This is a genomic window from Chitinivibrionales bacterium, from assembly GCA_035516255.1.
Lineage (GTDB): Bacteria > Fibrobacterota > Chitinivibrionia > Chitinivibrionales > FEN-1185 > FEN-1185.
Window position 1 is genome coordinate 41,231 of the sequence record DATJAL010000051.1, and the last position, 20,445, is coordinate 61,675.

The 20,445-nt window shown below is 59.5% G+C and carries 18 protein-coding genes; 14 read left to right on the forward strand and 4 right to left on the reverse strand.

Going from position 1 to position 20,445, the window contains the following annotated elements; all coding sequences use genetic code 11:
• Window positions 1–11: 11 nt before the first annotated feature.
• From sucC to VLX68_14855, 14 genes are all read left to right on the forward strand, one after another.
• Window positions 12–1,118 (forward strand): ADP-forming succinate--CoA ligase subunit beta, encoded by a 1,107-nt coding sequence (gene sucC, locus VLX68_14790; GenBank protein ID HUI93510.1) that lies wholly within the window; start codon window positions 12–14, stop codon window positions 1,116–1,118.
• On the forward strand, window positions 1,115–1,975 hold the full coding sequence (gene sucD, locus VLX68_14795; GenBank protein ID HUI93511.1) for a succinate--CoA ligase subunit alpha: 861 nt from the start codon (window positions 1,115–1,117) through the stop codon (window positions 1,973–1,975). The genes sucC and sucD overlap by 4 nt, the downstream gene beginning before the upstream one ends.
• A 153-nt stretch (window positions 1,976–2,128) precedes the next feature.
• Window positions 2,129–4,867 carry a 2-oxoglutarate dehydrogenase E1 component gene (locus tag VLX68_14800; protein ID HUI93512.1) on the forward strand — a complete coding sequence of 913 codons (2,739 nt, stop codon included), beginning with the start codon at window positions 2,129–2,131 and terminating at the stop codon, window positions 4,865–4,867.
• Between the two features lie 3 nt (window positions 4,868–4,870).
• Window positions 4,871–6,022 (forward strand): 2-oxoglutarate dehydrogenase complex dihydrolipoyllysine-residue succinyltransferase, encoded by a 1,152-nt coding sequence (odhB, locus tag VLX68_14805; protein HUI93513.1) that lies wholly within the window; start codon window positions 4,871–4,873, stop codon window positions 6,020–6,022.
• 10 nt (window positions 6,023–6,032) lie between these two features.
• Window positions 6,033–7,463, forward strand: coding sequence for a dihydrolipoyl dehydrogenase (gene lpdA, locus VLX68_14810; protein HUI93514.1), 1,431 nt, complete (start codon window positions 6,033–6,035; stop codon window positions 7,461–7,463).
• Between the two features lie 48 nt (window positions 7,464–7,511).
• On the forward strand, window positions 7,512–8,654 hold the full coding sequence (locus VLX68_14815) for a citrate/2-methylcitrate synthase (protein ID HUI93515.1): 1,143 nt from the start codon (window positions 7,512–7,514) through the stop codon (window positions 8,652–8,654).
• A 277-nt stretch (window positions 8,655–8,931) separates the two neighbouring features.
• Window positions 8,932–9,987: an alpha-hydroxy-acid oxidizing protein gene (locus VLX68_14820; protein HUI93516.1), complete on the forward strand. Its 1,056-nt coding sequence runs from the start codon at window positions 8,932–8,934 to the stop codon at window positions 9,985–9,987.
• A gap of 127 nt (window positions 9,988–10,114) precedes the next feature.
• Window positions 10,115–10,696: a hypothetical protein gene (locus VLX68_14825; GenBank protein HUI93517.1), complete on the forward strand. Its 582-nt coding sequence runs from the start codon at window positions 10,115–10,117 to the stop codon at window positions 10,694–10,696.
• Window positions 10,697–10,713: 17 nt separating this feature from the next.
• On the forward strand, window positions 10,714–11,607 hold the full coding sequence (locus tag VLX68_14830; GenBank protein ID HUI93518.1) for an SCO family protein: 894 nt from the start codon (window positions 10,714–10,716) through the stop codon (window positions 11,605–11,607).
• Window positions 11,604–13,232 (forward strand): cbb3-type cytochrome c oxidase subunit I, encoded by a 1,629-nt coding sequence (locus VLX68_14835; GenBank protein HUI93519.1) that lies wholly within the window; start codon window positions 11,604–11,606, stop codon window positions 13,230–13,232. The genes VLX68_14830 and VLX68_14835 overlap by 4 nt, the downstream gene beginning before the upstream one ends.
• Complete coding sequence (locus VLX68_14840; GenBank protein HUI93520.1) at window positions 13,229–13,828, forward strand: cytochrome c oxidase subunit 3; 600 nt, start codon at window positions 13,229–13,231, stop codon at window positions 13,826–13,828. The genes VLX68_14835 and VLX68_14840 overlap by 4 nt, the downstream gene beginning before the upstream one ends.
• A 200-nt stretch (window positions 13,829–14,028) precedes the next feature.
• Window positions 14,029–14,340 carry a cytochrome C oxidase subunit IV family protein gene (locus VLX68_14845; protein HUI93521.1) on the forward strand — a complete coding sequence of 104 codons (312 nt, stop codon included), beginning with the start codon at window positions 14,029–14,031 and terminating at the stop codon, window positions 14,338–14,340.
• Between the two features lie 6 nt (window positions 14,341–14,346).
• A complete protein-coding gene (coxB, locus tag VLX68_14850) occupies window positions 14,347–15,261 on the forward strand; it encodes a cytochrome c oxidase subunit II (GenBank protein HUI93522.1) in 915 nt (304 codons plus the stop codon).
• Complete coding sequence (locus VLX68_14855; GenBank protein ID HUI93523.1) at window positions 15,258–16,118, forward strand: UbiA family prenyltransferase; 861 nt, start codon at window positions 15,258–15,260, stop codon at window positions 16,116–16,118. Before coxB ends, VLX68_14855 begins: the two co-directional genes overlap by 4 nt.
• Before the next feature lie 85 nt (window positions 16,119–16,203).
• Here VLX68_14855 and VLX68_14860 read toward each other — a convergent pair whose 3' ends face one another.
• The 4 genes from VLX68_14860 to VLX68_14875 form a co-directional block, all read right to left on the reverse strand.
• Window positions 16,204–16,761, reverse strand: a complete 558-nt coding sequence (locus tag VLX68_14860; protein HUI93524.1) for a hypothetical protein — start codon at window positions 16,759–16,761, stop codon at window positions 16,204–16,206.
• A 28-nt stretch (window positions 16,762–16,789) separates the two neighbouring features.
• Window positions 16,790–17,674 (reverse strand): UbiA family prenyltransferase, encoded by an 885-nt coding sequence (locus tag VLX68_14865; GenBank protein ID HUI93525.1) that lies wholly within the window; start codon window positions 17,672–17,674, stop codon window positions 16,790–16,792.
• Window positions 17,675–17,714: 40 nt separating this feature from the next.
• Window positions 17,715–18,677 carry an NADPH:quinone reductase gene (locus VLX68_14870; protein ID HUI93526.1) on the reverse strand — a complete coding sequence of 321 codons (963 nt, stop codon included), beginning with the start codon at window positions 18,675–18,677 and terminating at the stop codon, window positions 17,715–17,717.
• 117 nt (window positions 18,678–18,794) lie between these two features.
• Window positions 18,795–20,363, reverse strand: a complete 1,569-nt coding sequence (locus VLX68_14875; protein HUI93527.1) for a Do family serine endopeptidase — start codon at window positions 20,361–20,363, stop codon at window positions 18,795–18,797.
• Window positions 20,364–20,445 lie beyond the last annotated feature (82 nt).

The following is a 20,445-nucleotide window of genomic DNA, read 5'->3' on the forward strand; positions in this document are numbered from 1 at the left end:
AGGCGCGGGAGCTGCTCGCGGCCCACGGCTGCGCCGTTCCCAAAGGCATTCTTGCCTTTTCGGAAAAGGAAGCTGCGGCCGCCGCGCAGCAGCTGGGCGGCGACGTTGTCGTAAAGGCCCAGGTGCTTTCGGGCGGCCGCGGCAAAGCGGGCGGCGTGAAATTTGCGGCCACACCGGAAGAGGCGGGACGGGCCGCGCGCGGCATGCTTGCCATGCGGATCAACGGATTTCCCGTTAAGCAAGTGCTTGTGGCCGAACGGCTGAAGGCGGAAGGGGAATTTTACGTGGGACTGACCATTGACCGTGCGAGCCGGAGCGTCCAGTGCGTCATGAGCGCGGCCGGCGGAGTTGATATTGAGGAAACGAGCAAATCCGCACCGGAAAAAATCGTGACCGCGCCGGTTTCCCTGGCTCCCCGCGCGCCCGTTGTGGGCGAGGGCGTACTCATGCGCGTGTTTGGAAAAAAGGAAATCGCGACTATGGCGGCCGATGCCGTCGCGGCATTATCGCGCCTTTTATACGAAAAAGACTGTTCTCTTGTCGAAGTTAATCCATATATATTGACAAGAGATAACAAGCTTGTTGCCGCCGACGCAAAGATCATCATTGACGACAATGCCCTGTACAAGCACCCCGATCTCGAGGCGCTCCGTAACAGCGAGGAGTACGGCGAAGGCGAAATGGCCGCCCAACGCGCCGGCCTGAGCTATGTGGGGCTCGACGGCGACATCGGCTGTATGGTGAACGGAGCCGGTCTCGCCATGGCGACCATGGACCTGATCAAGCTGTTCGGCGGCAGGCCGGCAAATTTTCTCGATGTGGGCGGAAGCTCGAACCCCCAAAAAATCCTTGCGGCGTTCGAACTCCTGCTCGCCGGCAAAACGGTGAAGGTGATTTGCGTGAATATTTTCGGCGGCATCACGAGGTGCGACGACATTGCGCAGGGCATTCTTCTTGCCAAACGGCAACTGGGCATCGGGTTGCCGCTCGTGGTACGTCTCACCGGTACCAACGGGGAAAAGGGCCGCGCCATGCTGGCGGACGCAGCCATCCATACGCAGACCGACATGGTTGCCGCTGTTAAAAAGGCCGTGGAACTCGCGGGGGCCGCGCCATGAGCATACTTGTCGGAAGGGAAACGCGCGTTTTGGTCCAGGGCATCACCGGGCGCGACGGGTCGTTCCACGCTCTTGCCATGCAGCGGGAAGGAACCGACGTGGTGGGCGGCGTGACGCCGGGAAAGGGAGGTTCACAAGTAGGAACTCTGCCCGTGTTCAACACGGTGGAGGAAGCGAAGGCTGCGGCCGGCGCGGACTGCTCGGTGGTGTTCGTACCGGCACCGCATGCTTCCGCAGCGATCAGGGAGGCGGCGGACAGCCGCATCCCGCTCATCGTTTGTATCACCGAAGGGATACCAGTGCTTGAGATGGTCGAGAATTGCCAATATGTCAATAACAGGGGTGTGAGGCTTGTCGGCCCCAATTGCCCGGGGCTCGCGACGCCGGGCGCGTGCAAGGCGGGGATAATTCCGGCCCCTGTCCTTAGCAAAGGGCCTGTCGGCGTGATGTCGCGTTCCGGCACGCTCACCTACGAGGTGGTGGCGCGGCTCACCGCTGCCGGCCTGGGGCAGTCGAGCGTCGTTGGTATAGGGGGAGACCCGGTGAAGGGCACGAGTTTCGTTGAACTGCTCAATCTTTTCGATGAAGACGAAGCCACCGAGGCGGTCGTCATGATCGGCGAGATCGGCGGCGACGACGAGGAGCGCGCCGCCGAATATATCCGCCATATGTCGAAACGGGTGGTCGCCTATGTTGCGGGCAAAACCGCGCCGCAGGAAAAAAGGATGGGCCACGCCGGCGCCATTATTTCGGCGGGAAGGGGCGGCGTTGAAGAGAAAATCGCGGTGCTTGAGGATGCAGGCGTGATCATTGTTGACAGACCGGACTTGGTGGTGGGGGCTTTGGGACTTCGATAAGGTGTGCAAATGATACATTCACCGTAAAGACGCAAAGGCCGCAAAGAAGATTTACAAGAGAATGTGCCATGAAAAAAAATCCATTTGACTTTGCGTTCTTTGCGCCTTTGCGGTGAGGTGCGAGCTAGTACTTCAGGTCAGGGACGGTTACCAATGGACAACATCGGCTATATAGAAGACCTGTATGCCCTGTGGCAAAAGGACCCCGCCGGCGTCCCAAAGGAATGGCACGAGGTGTTTGCGAAGAATGACGGTACCTTGACACCCGCGACGCAGGCAACTGCTCCTGTTAAAGAGACTTCGGCCGGCCAGCCCTTTCAGCAGCTTAAGCAAAGCCGCGTCGACAGCCTGCTCTGGGCATTCCGCGACGTGGGCTACCTGTACGCGAAACTCAATCCGCTGGGAGACTATTCGCTCGACCACAGCTACCTGCCCCATCCGGCAAAAGGCGATTACGAGCGGCTCACCCTCGAGGAATTCGGCATTCCGCAGGAAGATCTCGACCTGGTCTTTTTCGCGGGCAGGGCCATGCGGCCGCAAAACGCGCCGTTGCGGACCCTCATCGAGGCGTTCCGCGATACTTACTGTTCGTCAATCGGCGTCGAGTTCCTCCATATCCAGGACCGGGCGATACGGCGCTGGCTCGTGGAAACCATGGAAACCACCCGCAACCGGCCCGACATCACGACGGAACAGCGGGAAACGATCCTCGACGATCTTCTGCGCACCGAGGAGCTCGAGCATTTTCTCGACACGTTTTTTCTGGGGCAGCGCCGGTTTTCGCTCGAGGGCTCGGAGGCGCTCGTGCCCGCGCTCCATTTTCTGGTGGACGAGGCGGCGCGGCAGGGGATCAGCGACATCGTGCTCGGCTCCACGCACCGCGGCAGGCTCTCGATCCTCACCACGGTGCTCACCATGTCGGCCGAGGAACTGTTCTCGCGATTCGACGAAAATTACCATCCGGGAATGTACGGCGGCGCCGGCGACGTCAAATACCATATCGGCTACGACATGGTCCACAAGAACGAGGACGGCAGCTCCATCAGGGTCACTCTTGCGTCCAACGCGAGCCATCTCGAATCGGTTGACGGCGTGGTGGAGGGGATCGCCCGGGCGCGCCAGGATAAAAAGGGCGATGCCGGCCGCAAGCGCGTGGTGCCGGTGCTCATCCACGGCGACGCCGCGGTTTCGGGCCAGGGTATTGTGGCTGAAACAATGAACCTTTCGCGGCTGCCCGGCTATGCCACGGGCGGCACGATACACATCGTGATCAACAACCAGATCGGGTTCACGACGTCGGCGCGCAGCGCGCGGTCAACGTTTTTTCCCACCGACGTGGCCAAGATGCTCGCCGTTCCCATCTTACATGTCAATGGCGACGATCCCGAGGCGCTCGTCTATGCCGTGGGGCTTGCGCTGCGGTTCAGGCAGCGGTTCGCCGGCGACTGCGTGATAGACATCTTCTGCTACCGCCGGCACGGCCACAACGAAGGCGACGAACCTTCCTTCACGCACCCGCACATGTACAAGCTCATCGCGGAGCACCAAAGCGTTGCCGTCATGTACGGCAAACGCTGCGAGCAGCGGGGCGTCATGGGCGCGCAGGAGCAGCAGCGGCTGCGCTCAACGTATCACGACCGGCTCAAATTCTCTCTTGACAAGGCAAGGGCCGAGGCCGCGGCCGCACCCGAGCCGGCGCCAGTTGACGAAAAGGAACAACCGCCGGTCTTCACCGGTGTCGCGGAAAAAACGCTGCGCGCGGTGGCCGCTTGCCTCACCACGGTGCCCGAAGGTTTTTCCATGCACCCGAAGCTGCGGCAGATCGTCGCGGCAAAGGCCAGGCTTCTTGACGAAAAAAAACTGGTTGACTGGGCCTTTGCCGAATCGCTTGCTTTCGGATCGCTTCTGCTCGAAGGAACGCCGGTGCGCATGAGCGGCCAGGACTGCGAGCGCGGCACGTTCGCCCAGCGCCACATGGTCTGGTGGGACGCAAAGAGTCAAACGCCGGTTTCACGCACTCCGCTGAACGAGCTGCGGCAGGGCCAGGCGATGCTTCGGCTGTTCGACAGCCCGCTTTCCGAATATTCGGTGCTTGGCTTCGAATACGGCTATGCCCTCGGAGACCCGTCGGCGCTTACGATTTGGGAGGCCCAGTTCGGCGATTTCACTAACGGCGCCCAAGTAATCCTCGACAACTACCTTTGCAGCGCGGAAAAAAAATGGCAGCAGAAAAACGGCCTGGTCCTGCTCATGCCCCACGGCAACGAGGGCCAGGGGCCCGACCACTCCTGCGGCCTCCTGGAACGGTTCCTGCAGCGATGCGCCGGCAACAACATCCAGGTGTGCAACGCGACCTCGCCGGCGCAGTATTTCCACCTGCTGCGGCGCCAGGCAAAAGGTTCCTTGCAAAAGCCGCTCGTCGTCATGTCGCCCAAGAGCCTGTTGCGGCATCCGTCCGCCTTATCGCCGTTTTCTGATTTGTCAAACGGCACCTTTGTGGAGGTCTTGGGTGATCCCGTCTCGCCCGTTGACGTCGTCCGGGTGCTCCTATGCTCGGGAAAGGTGTATTACGACTTGCTTGCGCAACAGGAAAAGGCGCCCGCAGCGCGCACCGCGATCATCAGGATCGAGCAACTGTACCCGTTTCCGGCGCGCCAGGTGCGGGAAGCGCTCGGCCGGTATCCGCAAAATAAAAAAATTACATGGGTCCAGGAGGAGCACAAAAATTTCGGCGCGTGGCAATTTGTCCGCGACCGGTTTCTGGAAAATTTCCCGGACGTCGCGCTCGGATATCACGGCAGGCCGGAATCCGCCAGCGCCGCAAGCGGCAGGCTCAAGGAACACCGCGCGGAACAGCAAAAACTCGTGGAAAGCATTTTTCCGGAGGAGTAGCGTATGAAAAAAAACATCGTTGTGCCTGAGATGGGCGAGTCGGTGAGCACGGGCGTTATCGTTGACTGGCTGAAAAAGAACGGGGACGCGGTCAGGGAAGGCGATCCACTCTTTGAGCTGGAGACCGACAAGGCGACCGTGGTCGTTCCCGCCACCAGCGGCGGGACCATTGAAATCCTCGCGGAAAAGGACGCGGAGGTGCGCATTGGTCAAGTCGTGGCATTGGTTGACGATGCGGCCGCGGCCATGCCGCTTTCACAACCCGCGGCGGAAAAATCGCCGGTGGCGCAGCCACCGGTGCCGCTGTCGCCGTCGGTGCGTCGCATCGTGGAGGAAAACAGGCTCGAGCCTTCGGCGCTGCCGGGCAGCGGCGCGGGCGGACGCATCACCAAGGCGGACGCGCAGGCCGCCGCCGAAAAGCAACAACCGCAGGCCGTCGCGCCGGCTGCGGCAAAAACCGGCCAGACCCGGGTGAAAATGACCCTGCTGCGGAAAAAAACCGCCGAACGCCTCGTGCAGGCGCGGCTGGAATCGGTGCATGTGACTACCTACAACGAGGTCGACATGGGCAAGGTAATGGGGATCCGCTCGCACTTCCAGGAGGCGTTCGAAAAGGAGCACGGCGTCAAAATAGGGTACATGTCGTTTTTTGTCAAGGCCTGCTGCAAGGCGCTTTCGTCCCACCGCGAGCTCAACGCGCAGGTGGAGGGCGACGAAATCGTGTACAACGATTTCTGCAACATCGGCATCGCGATATCCATGGACCGCGGGCTCATCGTGCCGGTGGTCCGCAACGCCGAAAGGCTCACCTTTGCCGAACTGGAGCGTGCGATCGCCGATTTGGCCCGGCGCGGCCGCGACAAGCGGCTTTTGCCCGACGAGCTGTCCGGCGGCACCTTCTCCATCACCAACGGCGGCGTGTTCGGGTCGCTCATGTCAACGCCGGTGCCCGCGTACCCGCAGTCGGCGATCCTGGGCATGCACACGATAAAAAAGCGGCCGGTCGCCGTCGGCGACGAGGTGGTTGTCCGGCCCATGATGTACGTCGCGCTCACCTACGACCACCGGATCGTTGACGGAAAAGATGCAATTGGCTTTTTGGTAAAGGTAAAGGAGTTTGTGGAAGATCCCGATACCTTGCTGCTCGAAATGTGAAGCTGACTCCATGAACGCGCAAACGCATTACGACATCCTCGTCATCGGCGCGGGCCCCGCAGGCTATTGCGCCGCCATCAGGGCCGCGCAGCTCGGCTTCTCGACCGCGGTCATTGACAAAAGCAAAACAGCCGGCGGGACCTGCATCAACGTCGGGTGCATTCCGTCAAAGGCCCTGCTCGATTCGAGCGAGCTGTTCGACGTGGCGAAAAACGTGCTTTCCGCCCACGGCGTGAATGCAGGAAACGTTTCCTTGGACCTTGGGGCCATGATGGCGCGCAAGAACGGCGTTGTGGCCGCATTGACGGGCGGCATCGAAACCCTGTTCCGCGCCAACCGCATCAATTTTGTCCATGGAGCGGCGCGTTTCACGGGCCCGCGTGAGCTGGCGATCGAATCCGCAGGCGGAACCTATGCCATTACGGCGGGACGCGCAATCGTCATTGCCGCGGGAAGCGCACCTGCCGGCCTTGCCTCGGTTCCCATCGACGGCACGACGGTTGTCGACTCGACGGCCGCGCTCTCCTTTGACAAGGTACCCGCAAGGCTCGCGATCGTCGGCGGCGGGGCGATCGGCGTGGAACTGGGGAGCGTCTGGTCCAGGCTGGGGGCGAAGGTGACCATCATCGAGCTGATGCCGCAGCTGCTGCCGGGATGGGACGGCCAGGCCGCGCGGCTGCTTGCCCGTGTGTTGAACAAGCAGGGCGTTGCGGTGATGACCGGAGCAAACGTTGAAGGCGAGGAAATGCGCGGCGACGGGATGCACCTTGCCGTCCGCTGGAACAACATGGTCGGCGACGTCGCCGCCGACAAGGTCCTGGTCGCTGTGGGACGCAGACCATACACCGAAAACCTGGGCCTTGACAAAATAGGCATCATCCCTGACCAAAAAACCGGGTGCATCCCGATAAGCAAGCTGGGCATGACCGCATGCGACGGTGTGTATGCGGCGGGGGACTGCGTTCCCGGTCCAATGCTCGCACACAAGGCGTTTGAAGAGGGCATTGCGGTCGTCGAAACCATTGCGGGAAAAGCCGGGCATGTCGATTACGCCACAATCCCCGGCGTTGTGTACACATCGCCCGAAATAGCCTTTGTCGGCGCGACCGAGGAAAATTTAAAGGAGCGCGGCATCGCATTTGCGGCCGGTAGTTTTCCATTCAGGGCAAACGGCCGGGCCTCGGCAATGGGCGCGACCGACGGCTTTGTCAAGGTACTTTCCGATGCCGCGACCGACGCGGTGCTCGGGGTGCACATTGTTGGCCCGGTTGCCTCGGAGCTCGTCGCCGAGGCGGTCTCGGTGATGGCGTTCGGCGGCAGCGCCGAGGACATCGCCCGCACGGTCCATGCGCACCCGACGCTGTCGGAGGCGCTGCGCGAGGCCGCGCTCGATGTTGACAAACGCTCCTTGCACGCGCCGCCAGTAGGGAAGAAGCAGTGATACGACAGCGTTGCACTAATTCAACAATCATTAAAAAAGGAAAAGCCCATGACCGAAACCGCTTACGCAAAAGGTCTTGAAGGCGTTATTGCCGGGGAATCAACGATATGCCAGATCGACGGGCAAAACGGAAGGCTTCTTTACAGAGGGTATGGCATCGATGATCTCGCAAGGAATTCAACGTACGAAGAAACCGTATATCTGCTCTTGTTCGAAAAACTTCCCACGCCGGCGGAATTTGCCGCGTTCAAGGAAAACTTCCGCTCGGGCAGGGACATAGCGCCGCAGATCCAAGACATGATCCGCAACTTTCCCGAGTCGGGCGATCCCATGGAGCTGCTCCAGTCGGTGATGTCGTACCTGAGCGGCTACGTCGCGCACAAGATAAAACATTCCGCGACCTGCAACTGCCGCGAGACGCTCCACCAGGTGGCCCAGCTCCCCACCGTGATTGCCGCGTATCAGCGGTTCAAGGAGGGAAAAAACTATGTCGCGCCGCGGCCAGGCCTTGCGCACGGCGCGAATTTCCTGTACATGCTGCGCGGAGAGGAGCCGCGGCCCTACGAGGCGGCCGTCATGGACAAATGCATGATCATCCACGCCGAGCACGGGTTCAACGCATCGACCTTCACCGCGCGCGTGGTGGCGTCGAGCCTTTCCACCTGTTACAGCAGCATCTCGGCCGCCATCGGGTCGCTGCGCGGTTCGCTGCACGGCGGCGCCAACGAACAGGTGATGGAAATGGTTGATGAGATCGGCGGCATTGACAAGGTGGAGCCATGGCTCGACAAGACGCTTTCCGAAAAGAAAAAAATAATGGGCATGGGGCACCGGGAATACAGGGTCAAGGACCCGCGGGCGCACCTCATGGAGGGCTATTTGCGGGAATTGACCGAAAGGAAAGGCGGCAACAGGCATTTGTCAATTTTACTCGCGCTCGAGAAAAGCTTCAGGCAGCGCATGGATCAGAAAGGAAAGCCGCTGTATCCCAACGTGGACTTTTTCTCCGGCGGCGTGTACGAAATGCTCGGGATACCGCGGCAATTGTTCACGCCCATTTTCGCCATGGCCCGCTCGGCGGGGTGGCTCGCGCACATTCTCGAGCAGCGGAAAGACAACCGCCTGTTCAGGCCCGAATGCCTGTATACAGGTCCGCGGCCGCGGGAATATGTGAAAATTGAACAAAGATGAATAACCTGAATGATGCTGTGATGGGTTGCCGCTGTGAGCGCGGAAAACATGAAGGATAACATCAGAAACAATCAATAGGGGTCTCTAAAAGTTCATTTTGTCAGGAAAACCGTCACTCCCGCGCAAACGGGAGTCCATCTTCTTTTATGAAACTTCTGAAATGGATTCCCGCTTTCGCGGGAATGACACGAAAACTAAGTTGCCTATTGATTAAGCAATTTTAACAATCTCTTTTTCTGCCGCAATTTTTGTTAGACTTTAATAAAGGTGATCAATTATGCCCGACAAAATTCTTTCTCTTGAGGATGTCCGCGAGGCTGCAAAGGCCAAGCTCAAGGGCATTTGCGGCGTGTACCGGATTTGCGACGGCCAGGACATCCGGCTGTGCCAGGGGCACAGTTACGGGAGCCCCGTCGGCATCGGCGGCATCGGCAGCGGCGCGTCGTTCGCCAACAACATCAAGGCGCTCGACGCGATTTGCCTTAAGTCAAGCCTCATCGGCCGGGATTTTACGCCCGACACCGGGTTCAATTTCTTCGGCCGCAGCCTTTCCATGCCCGTCATGGCGGCCAGCGTGAGCGGCAACCAGAGTTTCGGCGGTGACAGCGTCATCACCGAGCCCGACCTGTGCCGCGCCGTCGTCACGGGCTGTAAAATGGCGGGCACCCTGGGATGGCGCGGCGACTCATTCAATTACTCCCTCGAAAACGCGTTCGGCATCGATGCGATCGCAAACGAGGGCGGGTGGGGAGTACAAATTGTCAAGCCGCGGCACCAGGCGACCGTCATCTCATTTTTCCGGAAGGCGGAGCGGGCCGGGTGCGCGGCGGTGGGCGTTGATATCGACGGCTATGGCTCCAGTGCCATGGCGCGCCATCACCAGCCCGTGTTCCGGAAAAGCATGCTTGACTTAAAAGAACTGGTGGCCGCAACGGCCCTGCCGGTGATCATCAAGGGGGTCATGTCGGTCGAAGACGCGCAAAACGCTCTTGACGCCGGTGCCGCGGCGATCGTGGTGTCGAACCACGGCGGCAGGGTGCTCGACCATACGCCGGGAACGGCCGAGGTCCTGCCCGCGATCGCCCAGGAGGTGGGCGGGAAGATCATGGTCCTGGCAGACGGCGGAGTACGCACCGGGTACGATGTATTGAAGATGCTGGCCGCCGGCGCCCGTGCCGTCCTTGTCGGACGCGACATCGTCCGCGCCGCGGTGGGCGGCGGCGCAAACGGCGTGAGGATGCAAATGGAGTATTTGAGGGACGACCTCGCCCGGGCGATGAAAATGACGGGATGCGAATCGCTGGACGGGATTTCGCCCGCCGTAGTGTGCTGAAAAACCGTTTCGCACCGTGAAAATGGTTTAAAATTTATCCCGTCATTTTCTAATGACGGGCCGCACCTGACACCGGAATATATTTTTTATCGGGGAAGCGTCAGATGTCCGCAACCGGAGCGTGGCGATGATTGATGATCTCTATGCCTTTCTTGCCAGAATCGGTTTCAGGGAGCCGCTCCATTCTCCCATAACGCACATGCCGATCGGCCTGGTGACCGGCGCCCTTATTTTCTTTTTGGTGGCCGTGTTCTTCAAGCGCAAGGAATTCGTACTCACCGCGCGGCACGCCTCGATCCTCGCGTTCATTTTCGTATTTCCCACCATCATGCTCGGCGTGATCGACTGGATCCATTTCTACCATGCCACCCTGTTCGTGCCGATCATGATCAAGATGACCCTCGCTTCCGTCGCGCTCGTGGTGATCGGCGCCGGCATAATCCTGGGAAGCGAAATCAAGCTCCATACCATGACGATGACCGTCCTTTACACCGTCGCGTTCATCGCCATGGTCGGGCTGGGATATTTCGGGTCGGGGATCATATACGGGCGCGGATTGAAGGTCAAGGCGCCCGCGTCGTCGCCCGCCGCGGTCCGCCCGGCCGCACCCGCCGGCCGGCACGATACGGCGCAGGCCGGGAGCGTCCAACCAAGGCATGATTCCGCGTCCGTCAACGTTGGGCCCGGCGCGCCTCCCGTGCCGAGATAATCCTGGGATAAATCGCCATGATGAAACCTGTTGTAAAATCTTCGTTAAGGATAAAACGCCTTGCAATTGCCCTGCTTGTCGCAGCGATTGCTTTCGCATCGCCGGTCATGGCGCACGGCGGGCACGTTCATAAAGCGCCGGATTCGAATGTTGTGCTCAAAGATTCCCTGATTCACCTTGACACCGTGGAAAAATCGCCGCTGTCCGGCACCATGGGCTTTGAGGAAAAGCCGGGCGGCATGGTTCCGCTCGATGTTCCTTTTATCGATGAGGCGGGCGACACGGTGCGGCTCAAAGACGTCATGCAGGGGCCCACGGTCCTTTCCTTATTATATTACCGGTGCCCCGACGCCTGCGGCCTGCTCCTCACCGGCATCGCGCGGGTCCTGGGCGCCATGGGCGACACATCGGGGACGGCGCCGAACGTGGTCACCATCAGCATTGACGAAACAGAAACGCCGGCGGACGCGGCAAAAGCCAAAACCATCGCGCTTGAGTCGCTCCAGAGACCTCTTTCCAAAACACGGTGGCATTTTCTCACCGGCGCAGGCCCGAGCATCAAACGCGTCACGAACGCGGTGGGCTTCCGGTTTGTAAAAAAGGGAAACGAATTCGACCACCCGCTCGGCCTCGTCGTGCTGTCGCCGCAGGGAAAGGTGGTGCGCTACATCATGGGCACCGATTTTCTTCCCATGGACATCACCCTGTCGCTGATGCAGGCATCAAGCGGCGCCGTCCAGCCCACCATCGCGCGGGTGCTGCGCGCTTGTTTCAGTTATGATCCCAAAAGCCACCGGTTCGTGTTCAACGTCCTTCAGGTGAGCGCGACGGTCGTTTTCCTCATCGTGGCGATGTTCGTGGCGTACCTTATCGCCTCCGGCAGGAAGCGCGCAGCGAAAGGCCCCCGATGACCAGCGGCGAACGTCCCGCAGGCACCCCTGTTCCGTATTTTGCCCGCAGGGGAAACCTTCCCCGCGCCATAGAATGGCTTTTGTCAACCGACCACAAGCGCATCGGCATCCTCTACCTCGTGTGCATCATGACGTTTTTTTCCGTCGCCGTGGCCATCGGCGTCATCATGCGCATCAGCATGCTTCCGGGCAGCCACCTGCTCACGCCGCAGCGCTACAACGCCGCGTTCACCCTGCACGGCATCATCATGGTTTTTCTGGTGGTCATCCCGGCCGTGCCCACCATCTTCGGGAATTTTTTTCTTCCCATCCTCATCGGCGGCCGCGACATGATATTTCCCCGGCTCAACCTGTTCACGTGGTACCTTTTCGTGACCGGCGCGCTGCTCGCCATGGTGTCGGTGTTCTTCGGCGGCGGCGCGGTGGACACGGGCTGGACCTTCTACGTTCCGTTCAGCCTCAAGACCACGGTAAACGTGCCGGTCGCGGTGTTCGCGGTGTTCGTGCTCGGCATGTCGTCGATCCTCACCGGCATCAACATCGTCACCACGGTGCACCAGCTCCGGGCGCCGGGCATGAGGTTTTTCAGGATGCCGCTCTCGGTGTGGGGGTTCTACGCCACCGCGTGGGTGCAGATCCTGGCCACGCCCATCATCGGCGTCACCATGCTGCTCGTGCTCGTGGAACGGCTGTTCGGCATCGGCGTGTTCGATCCGTCAAAGGGCGGCGACCCGCTCCTGTACCAGCACCTGTTCTGGATTTACTCGCACCCTGCGGTTTACATCATGATACTCCCGGCCATGGGCGTGGTCTCCGACATTTTCCCGGTTTTTTCGCGGAAGAACATTTACGGATACAAGATGATCGCGTTTTCGAGCCTCGCCATCGCGAGCGTGGGATCGCTCGTGTGGGGCCATCACATGTACGTGAGCGGACAAAGCGACACCGCCGGCATCATCTTCTCGTTCCTCACGTTTCTCGTGGCCGTGCCGAGCGCGATCAAGGTGTTTAACTGGCTCGCCACCATGTACAAGGGCTCGATCCAGGTGGAGCCGCCGTTTCTGTTCGCGCTGGCGTTCATTTTCCTGTTTTCCATCGGGGGGCTCACCGGGCTTTTTCTCGGAGCGCTGTCGCCGAACGTCCAGCTCCATAACACCTACTTCGTGGTGGCGCATTTCCACTATGTCATTTTCGGCGGCATGGGCTTCGGCCTGTTCGCCACGATCCATTACTGGTTCCCGAAAATGACCGGCAGGATGTACGCCAAGATGCCCGCGGTGGTGTCGTGGCTCATCATATTCGTGGGCTTCAACATGTTTTATTTCCCCATGTTCATCATGGGTTGGGAAGGGATGCCGCGCCGCTACGCGACCTATCTTCCGCAGTTTGCCGGGCTTCACCTGTTCGCGAGCATCGGGTCGTTCATCATGGTGGCAGGTCTCGTTCTCATGGCCGCAAACCTTATAAGAGGAATGCTGGCGGGCCCCAAGGCGCCGGCAAATCCCTGGGGAGGCGCCACGCTCGAATGGACGCTGCCGTCGCCGCCCGGACACGAAGACTTCGAGGAGATCCCGGTCATCACGAAGGGCCCTTACGATTTTGTAAAGAAAGACGGCGCCGCATGAACGCCGAAAAAGACACCTTTGCCGGCGCGCGCGTGGGGATGTGGCTGTTCATCGCCACGGAATTCATCCTGTTCGGCGGGCTTTTTCTGCTGTACTCCATGTACCGGCTCACGCACCCGGCGGATTTCCACGCCGGATCAACGGAGCTGTCGCGGTTTTTCGGCACGCTCAACACCTGCATCCTCATCACGAGCAGCCTTACCGTGGCGCTCGCCATTCTGTTTTTACGGGAGGGAAGGATAAAAGCCGCCGCGGCGTATCTTCTGGCCACCATCGGTTTCGGGTGCGGTTTCCTTATTGTAAAGGCCTTTGAGTGGACGGCAAAGTTCCATCACGGCCTATTTCCCGGCGCCGCGCACCTTCTCGGCCTTCCCAAAGGGGAAATTCTGTATTTCGGGCTGTATTACATGATGACGGGCCTGCACGCCCTCCACGTGATCGTGGGGATCGTTGTGCTTTCGGTGATGCTCGGCCGGGTCCTGCGCGGCACGGTAAACGCGTCGCGGCCCGTGTATCTCATGAACGCGGGGCTCTACTGGCATCTGGTGGACATTATCTGGATATTTTTATTTCCGCTATTTTATTTGATAACATGAAAAAACTTCGCCGCAAAGGACGCAGAAAAGGCAATAGAATGAGGACCTTGAATAACTCAAAGTAGGGAATGCTGTCACTCCCGCGCGGCGCGTTAGCTCTATGGAAGCGGGAGTCCATCTTCTCATTTGAAATTTCAGCCATGAATTCCCGCTTTCGCGGGAATGACAATGTTTGTTTCACACATTTAGGGCGGATGAAAATGGAAAATCAACAAGTCTCACTAGCATCGCGCGGGTTGCTGAAGGAAACCGGCCTGCGCGGCCTTATTGGGGTGTGGGCGGCCCTGATCGCCTTTACCGCGCTCACCGTGGCGGTGGCCGGGCTCAATCTGCAGAAAATCGCGGTGGTGGTGTGCCTGGCAATCGCGGCTGTCAAGTCGACCCTGGTGATATTTTATTTCATGCAGCTCTGGTACGAGCGCCGCCTTATCATACGGCTCATCGTGCCCATCGCCATGATCACGCTCGCCATATTCATCGGGCTCACCTTTTCCGACGTGTTCACGAGGTAGGGTTCAATGGCGACCTCCACCGGCATCGTCAACGGCGCGCTCATCTACATCCTCGCGGTCTCGGTATTGCTGTTTTTCCTCATCGTGTTTTTCATGGCATATTTCCTGGTGCGGTACCGCGCATCGCGCAACCCGGTGCCGTCGGAGCTGCCCGCGAGCCGCCTCATCGAGGCGCTGTGGGTGATCGTGCCGACGCTCATCGTCATGACCATGTTCTTCTACGGGCTCACCGGGTTCGGCTTCCTCCGCGCGGCGCCGAAGGATTCCTTTTGTGTAAAGGTTTTGTCGCGCCAGTGGTCGTGGCTTTTCGAGTACCCGAATGGGAAAAAGAGCGCCGATCTGGTGGTGCCCATGGGAAGAAACGTGCGGTGCGAGCTTGTCTCGGCCGACGTGATCCACGGGTTCTACGTGCCCGCGTTTCGGATCCAGCAGGACGCGGTGCCGGGGATGAAAACGTACGTGTGGTTCAACGCCACGACCCCGGGAACGCATTACGTTCTCTGCTCGCAATATTGCGGCAGAAAACATTCGTCGATGATCGCGCGGCTGTACGTGGTGCTTCCCGGCCAGTTCGACGACTGGCTCAAGGGGAAGAGCATCCCGCTCGGCAACGTGAACTACGCGAACATGCCGGCGGGGGAGCGGCTCCTGTTCGAGCGCGGGTGCATCTCGTGCCATTCGCTCGAAGGCACCCTCATGGTGGGACCTTCGTTGAAAGGCCTGTTCGGCTCGAAGGTGGTCGTGGCCACCGCCGGCGTTGAACACGCCGTAACGGCCGACAGCGCGTATCTGTACCGGTCGATCGCCGACCCCGGCGCCGACGTTGTGTCGGGGTTCCCCAACACCATGCCGCCCACGAAAGACCTCGTAAACGACCAGGAAATTTCACAGATCATCGCGTACATCAAGGGCCTCAAATGACGGTTTCCCGTTTGTCATTTAACTCCGTCGCCGCGCTGGTGCGTCCCCTGCTTTCGCTCGCCGTGGCCTGTTCCGCGGTCGCCGGATACGTGCTGTTCAGCCGGCGGACCGAATGGCGCGCGCTCGCCGCCTTCGCAGGCGTGTTCCTCCTTGCGTGCGCGGCCTCGGCGGTCAACCAGGTCCAGGAATCCGCCTATGACGTCCGGATGGGGCGCACGAAATCACGGCCTTTACCGATGCGAAAAATCACTTCCGCGGCGGCCCTTAGGGTCGCTTTTTCCTGCGGGCTTGCCGGCGCGGGCCTGCTTTTCTGCACAACGGCCCTTGCGGGCCTGCTCGGCCTTGCGACCCTCGCGTGGTATAACGGTGTTTATACCCCGCTTAAGCCGAAAACACGATTCGCCGTTTTATTGGGCGCGCTGGTGGGCGCGCTCCCGCCGGTGATAGGGTACACCGCGGCGGGGGGGGCTATCGTCACCGAATGCACCCTGATTTCCCTTTTCATGTTTTCGTGGCAGGTTGCCCATTTTCAGTTGCTGATGGTGAAATACGGAAAAGAATATGAAGCGGCGGGATTTGTTCCCCTGATAAGGTCGGAAAAAGACCGGTTGACACGGATTTCCGTTTTGGTTTGGGTGGCGGCGGCGTCGGCCTGCGCGTTGGCCTTTCCGCTCTTTAATGGCGAAACGGCGATGATCTGGTGGGTGTATTGCACCTGCGCGGCCGGCGGCGCCTACTTTCTTTCCGCCGCGATATTGCCGCAAGTCAATTTCAGGGCCGCGTCATTTTCCATGTACCTCTTCCAGGCAAGCATTCTCGGCACGGTGATCGTCGGGTCGCTGGCATCTTACGGTTGATCAGGAAAATATTTCACCACGGAGACACAGAGAGCACGGAGAGGATATACAGAGTTGGGCCTTCCCGTTAAAAGTGAAAAATCCGTCAGCCGGGAAATTTCGCATTAAGCAAGCTCACCCCGAGAACGGCGAGATACGACGCCGCGGCAAGGGCGCAGGCGCTTAAAGCAGCCACGAGCAATAGCATGCCTCCGGTAAGCGGACGCGAAAGCACGACTGCGGCAATGCCGCAGGAGAGGACGAAAAACACGGCGGCGACCGTCATTTTTTTTACCAGGATCGGCGTGGTCACCCGCCGGAAGCGGATTTTTCCGTCGAGCAGGCCTGCGCAGAAAGCAAGCGCAACCGTGACGGGAAGCAGGGCGCCGAGCACCATGACGGTGGCCGCGACGTTATCCCGGACCGCGCCGTGAAGGACCGTTGCAACGAGGGACATCAGCAGAACGGCGGCGGTGAACGCCTGCGGAAAGTGAACCATCACGGGATGGATGTCGAGCGACAGGACGAACTTTCTCATGGGGGAAATTTTCTCCGAATACGGCTCGAACATCTTTTCGCCCACGCCGCAGGCCGGGCACTTGCCGTGAAGCTTTCCTTTTTCCATTATAAAGCCGCACGATTTGCAACGGACATATTCTTTCATAGAAAACCTTTCTGAGCCGGGCCAATGGTCAGTGTGCTTCCAGAAGCAGCATCGCGACGCACCAGAGGTTAAGACCCCCTGAAGCAATCAGGTTCATGAGCATGGTGCGGTCGAAATCGGCGCGCTTCTCATCGCCGAGCACGGCGAAAAACCAAAAGACAAAATAAATCGCCGCCGGCAGAGACGCGACGGCAAACCATGCAGCCGGCGCGACACCAAATGAAGCCAGGAAAAAATAAAAGAAACCGGTCAAACCCGCGGCCATCAAAACCGCGGCGAGCGTCATGGTTTTTTTTATGCCGAGAAAAAGGCTTATCGAAACGTCGCCCCGTCGTGCGTCCTCGCGGTGCTGGTAAATCTGGGTAAGGGGGAAAATGCCGAGGAGAAAAAGACCTGTCGCCGTTGCGGGAAACAAGAATCTGAATATCGCCAGATCGCGAACCTGCATATTATTGACAGACAGGACAACCAGCAAAAAAGTGAACGTGCCCTGGCCAATTCCCGCCCACAGCCATCCGACGACCGGATGCCTTTTAATCCTTACCGTATTCCAACTGTACGCCTTTGATGCCAGTCCGTAGATAAAGCATCCGAGGGCAAAGCGCCATCCGACAAAAAAGGCGGCAAGAACCGCAGCCGCATCCAGGGCTAGGGAAAACCATAAGAGGTCGGGCGCCACCGGCAGCGGCCGCCTGAGCGCGCCGATGCTTTCCCGGTCGCGGTCATAAAAGGAATTAAACCCGTTTGATGCCGTGTAAAGGAGAAAATGCAGGACGAAGAAAACAATCCATGCCTTGACGGGATCGAATGCCCCCGCCGAAACCAGCGCCAGCAGGAATATCGGCAGCAGAAAAAAGGAAAAGGGCAGCCTGATATGTTCGATGCTTGACCGTGTGATCGGGGTTTTTATCACCGTTTTTTTCCGGCATTTTCATTTATTTGGGAACGTCCCGCTATGGAATTAAAATAATTTTTCCGTACGCTCCCTTGTCCATCACCGCCTTGTGCGCCGCCGGCGCATCTTTTAACGGGATTTCCTTTCCGACAACCGGATTATACGTTTGGTTTATCAGCCCCGCGATGACCGCGGCATGGATGGAGGCGATGTCCGCGGCCGAGGCGTTGAACAGCGTCATGCCCAGGACCGACGCGTCGCGCGCCATAAGGTCGCGCGGGTCGATCTCAACGGCGCCCCTGCTGCCGATCACCACGACCCTGCCGTTCTTGGCAAGTACCGTGAGGTCGCGCGCGAGGTTTACATTCGCGAGCATTTCCAGCACCACGTCCGCGCCGCGGCCGCCGGTGAGCGGCGCCACCGCGTCGAGGTAGCCCGGAGCGGTGTGGTCGAGTACGTGCTTGATTCCCTGCGCGGAAAGCAGGCCGCGGCCGCGCTCCGTTCCGCCCGTGGCGATCACCAGGCACCCGGCCGCCTTCGCCATCTGGACCGCGGCGATGCCTACCCCTCCGGTTGCGCCGTGAACGAGCACGGTTTCACCCGCGGCGGCGCGGGCGCGCTGGAACAGCGCGCGAAACGCCGTTCCGTACGGCACGCCGATGCACGCTCCCTGCTGAAAGCTGATGCGGCCCGGCAGCGGATGCACGTGGCGCTGTTCGCACGCCGCGGCCTCGGCGTAGGTTCCCGTCACCGAGCCCGACGTGTACACCCGGTCGCCTTTTTTGAACCCGGTCACGTCTTTTCCCACTGCGTCAACCACGCCCGCGCCGTCCGCGCCCGGCGTATAGGGGAGCGAGGGCTTGCGGGCATAACCGCCGGAGCGGATATACGCCTCCACCGGATTGACACCCACCGCCTTTATTCTCACCAGAACCTGCCCGGCTTCGGGAGCAGGTTCCGCGACTTCCTGGTATTTCATCACCTCGGGAGAACCGAATTCGTTTATCCTGATCGCTTTCATTTTTATTCTCCTTTGTCTTCACTCGCCGCGTCTATTGACGCGGCCGCTCGCTTATCGGCGGCGTGCTTTGAATGATCGAAAATTCATCGCACGCTCAACCCTGCCGTGAGCCGCGGTTTATTCCACCGTAAAGCCGATAAAGAATGTTGTCGCTTCACGCAGTACCAACAGCATGACCGGGTCGCCTTTGTGAATCTTTTCAATGATCTGGTCGAATTCTTTCACCGAAGCCACCGGCTGAAAATCGGTGTTCTTGACCTTGATCTGCTGAATGACGTCGCCCTCCTTGAGCCCTTCACGCGCGTCGGTGACGCGCGGGTCGACCGAAACGATTGCGATGCCTTTTTCACCGGGAGTGAGACCGTATTTCTTCCTGATGTCGTCGGTTATGTCCGTCACCGACAGGCCGAGCCGTTTCTCCTTTTCAACAGCGCCGCCTTCGGGCTGCCGCCCTTTTGCCGATGCGAGCCGTGCAATCTCCTTTTCGTTCCGCTCAACGATAGTGATCGAAAGCGACAGTTGCTTGCCGTTGCGAAACACCACGACGGGATACGTCTTACCGGGCGAAAGGTCGGCAACGATGTTTTTGAGTGCGTTGGCGGAACCGACGGCCTTATCCGCAATTGAGAGGATAACGTCGCCGCGCCGTATGCCCGCCTTGTCCGCCGGCTGCCCCTTGTAAACATCACCTATCAAGACGCCGCCTTTTTCCTTGAGGTCAAGCGCGTCGCGCGTGGCCTGGTTGAGGTTCTGGATCGAAACGCCGATCCAGCCGCGCGACACCTTGCCGGTGCGGATGAGGTCGTCCATCACCTTGCGCGCCATGTCGATGGGGACGGCAAATCCGATGCCCATGAAGCCGCCGGTTTCGGTAAAGATCATGGTGTTGATGCCGATCACCTGGCCATCGATATTGACAAGCGCGCCCCCCGAGTTGCCCGGATTGATGGCCGCGTCGGTCTGAATGTAATTCTGGTAGAGGGTGGAGCCCACCTCGCGGCCGAGCGCCGAGATGATGCCGAGCGTCACCGTGGAGGTGAGGCTGAACGGGTTGCCGATGGCCAGCGCCCAGTCGCCCGGCCTGAGCTTCGAGGACTCGCCGAGATCGGCGACGGGAAGCTGGCTTACCTTCTCTTTTATTTTAATCACGGCGACGTCGGACAGCGAATCGGTGCCGATGATCTTCGCCTCGAACGACCGCTCGTCCGACAATTTCACCTTGATCTCGTCCGCGCCGGAGACCACATGGTAATTGGTCAGAATGTACCCGTCTTGCGACACGATCACGCCGGAGCCGAGGGCGTGCTCCTGCCTGAATTCCCTTCTTTCGGGCTGCTTTTTCCGGCGGGGCTGCTGCGGCTGGTTGAAGAAAAAGTCGAACGGGCTGTTGAAAAAGCTGTCGCTGAAAAAATTGTAAAAAGGGTTTTGCATATAGGTGACGGTGTCGATTTTCGTGAGCAGGACCGAGACCACGCTCGGCGTCACCTTTGCGGCTATGTCCGCGAACACCGTCTTGAAAGACTCATTGGCGAAGGCCTTCCCGGCCGTTCCCTCACCAGACTTTGTCGAAACGCTGGGAACCGATGACTTTCCGGATTCCGAAGATGAACACGACAGGGAGGAATACATCGAAAAGACATAGACCGCGGAGACGATAAACAAGCTTGACAATGTTAATTGTTTCATGGGGCCCTCATTTTTTAGAGATTTTTATGCGGCTTTTTTTAATGTCCTCATACAACGCAAAAAGAAGGCCAAAGGTTGTTCT

Coding starts and splice junctions, on each gene's coding strand:
- VLX68_14830 (HUI93518.1), top strand. CDS start 10,714: ATGATGAAACCTGTTGTAAAATCTTCGTTAAGGATAAAACGCCTTGCA.
- VLX68_14855 (HUI93523.1), top strand. CDS start 15,258: ATGACGGTTTCCCGTTTGTCATTTAACTCCGTCGCCGCGCTGGTGCGT.
- odhB (HUI93513.1), top strand. CDS start 4,871: ATGAAAAAAAACATCGTTGTGCCTGAGATGGGCGAGTCGGTGAGCACG.
- VLX68_14875 (HUI93527.1), bottom strand. CDS start 20,363: ATGAAACAATTAACATTGTCAAGCTTGTTTATCGTCTCCGCGGTCTAT.
- VLX68_14835 (HUI93519.1), top strand. CDS start 11,604: ATGACCAGCGGCGAACGTCCCGCAGGCACCCCTGTTCCGTATTTTGCC.
- VLX68_14800 (HUI93512.1), top strand. CDS start 2,129: ATGGACAACATCGGCTATATAGAAGACCTGTATGCCCTGTGGCAAAAG.
- VLX68_14870 (HUI93526.1), bottom strand. CDS start 18,677: ATGAAAGCGATCAGGATAAACGAATTCGGTTCTCCCGAGGTGATGAAA.
- lpdA (HUI93514.1), top strand. CDS start 6,033: ATGAACGCGCAAACGCATTACGACATCCTCGTCATCGGCGCGGGCCCC.
- VLX68_14860 (HUI93524.1), bottom strand. CDS start 16,761: ATGAAAGAATATGTCCGTTGCAAATCGTGCGGCTTTATAATGGAAAAA.
- VLX68_14825 (HUI93517.1), top strand. CDS start 10,115: ATGATTGATGATCTCTATGCCTTTCTTGCCAGAATCGGTTTCAGGGAG.
- VLX68_14820 (HUI93516.1), top strand. CDS start 8,932: ATGCCCGACAAAATTCTTTCTCTTGAGGATGTCCGCGAGGCTGCAAAG.
- VLX68_14845 (HUI93521.1), top strand. CDS start 14,029: ATGGAAAATCAACAAGTCTCACTAGCATCGCGCGGGTTGCTGAAGGAA.
- sucD (HUI93511.1), top strand. CDS start 1,115: ATGAGCATACTTGTCGGAAGGGAAACGCGCGTTTTGGTCCAGGGCATC.
- VLX68_14840 (HUI93520.1), top strand. CDS start 13,229: ATGAACGCCGAAAAAGACACCTTTGCCGGCGCGCGCGTGGGGATGTGG.
- VLX68_14815 (HUI93515.1), top strand. CDS start 7,512: ATGACCGAAACCGCTTACGCAAAAGGTCTTGAAGGCGTTATTGCCGGG.
- coxB (HUI93522.1), top strand. CDS start 14,347: ATGGCGACCTCCACCGGCATCGTCAACGGCGCGCTCATCTACATCCTC.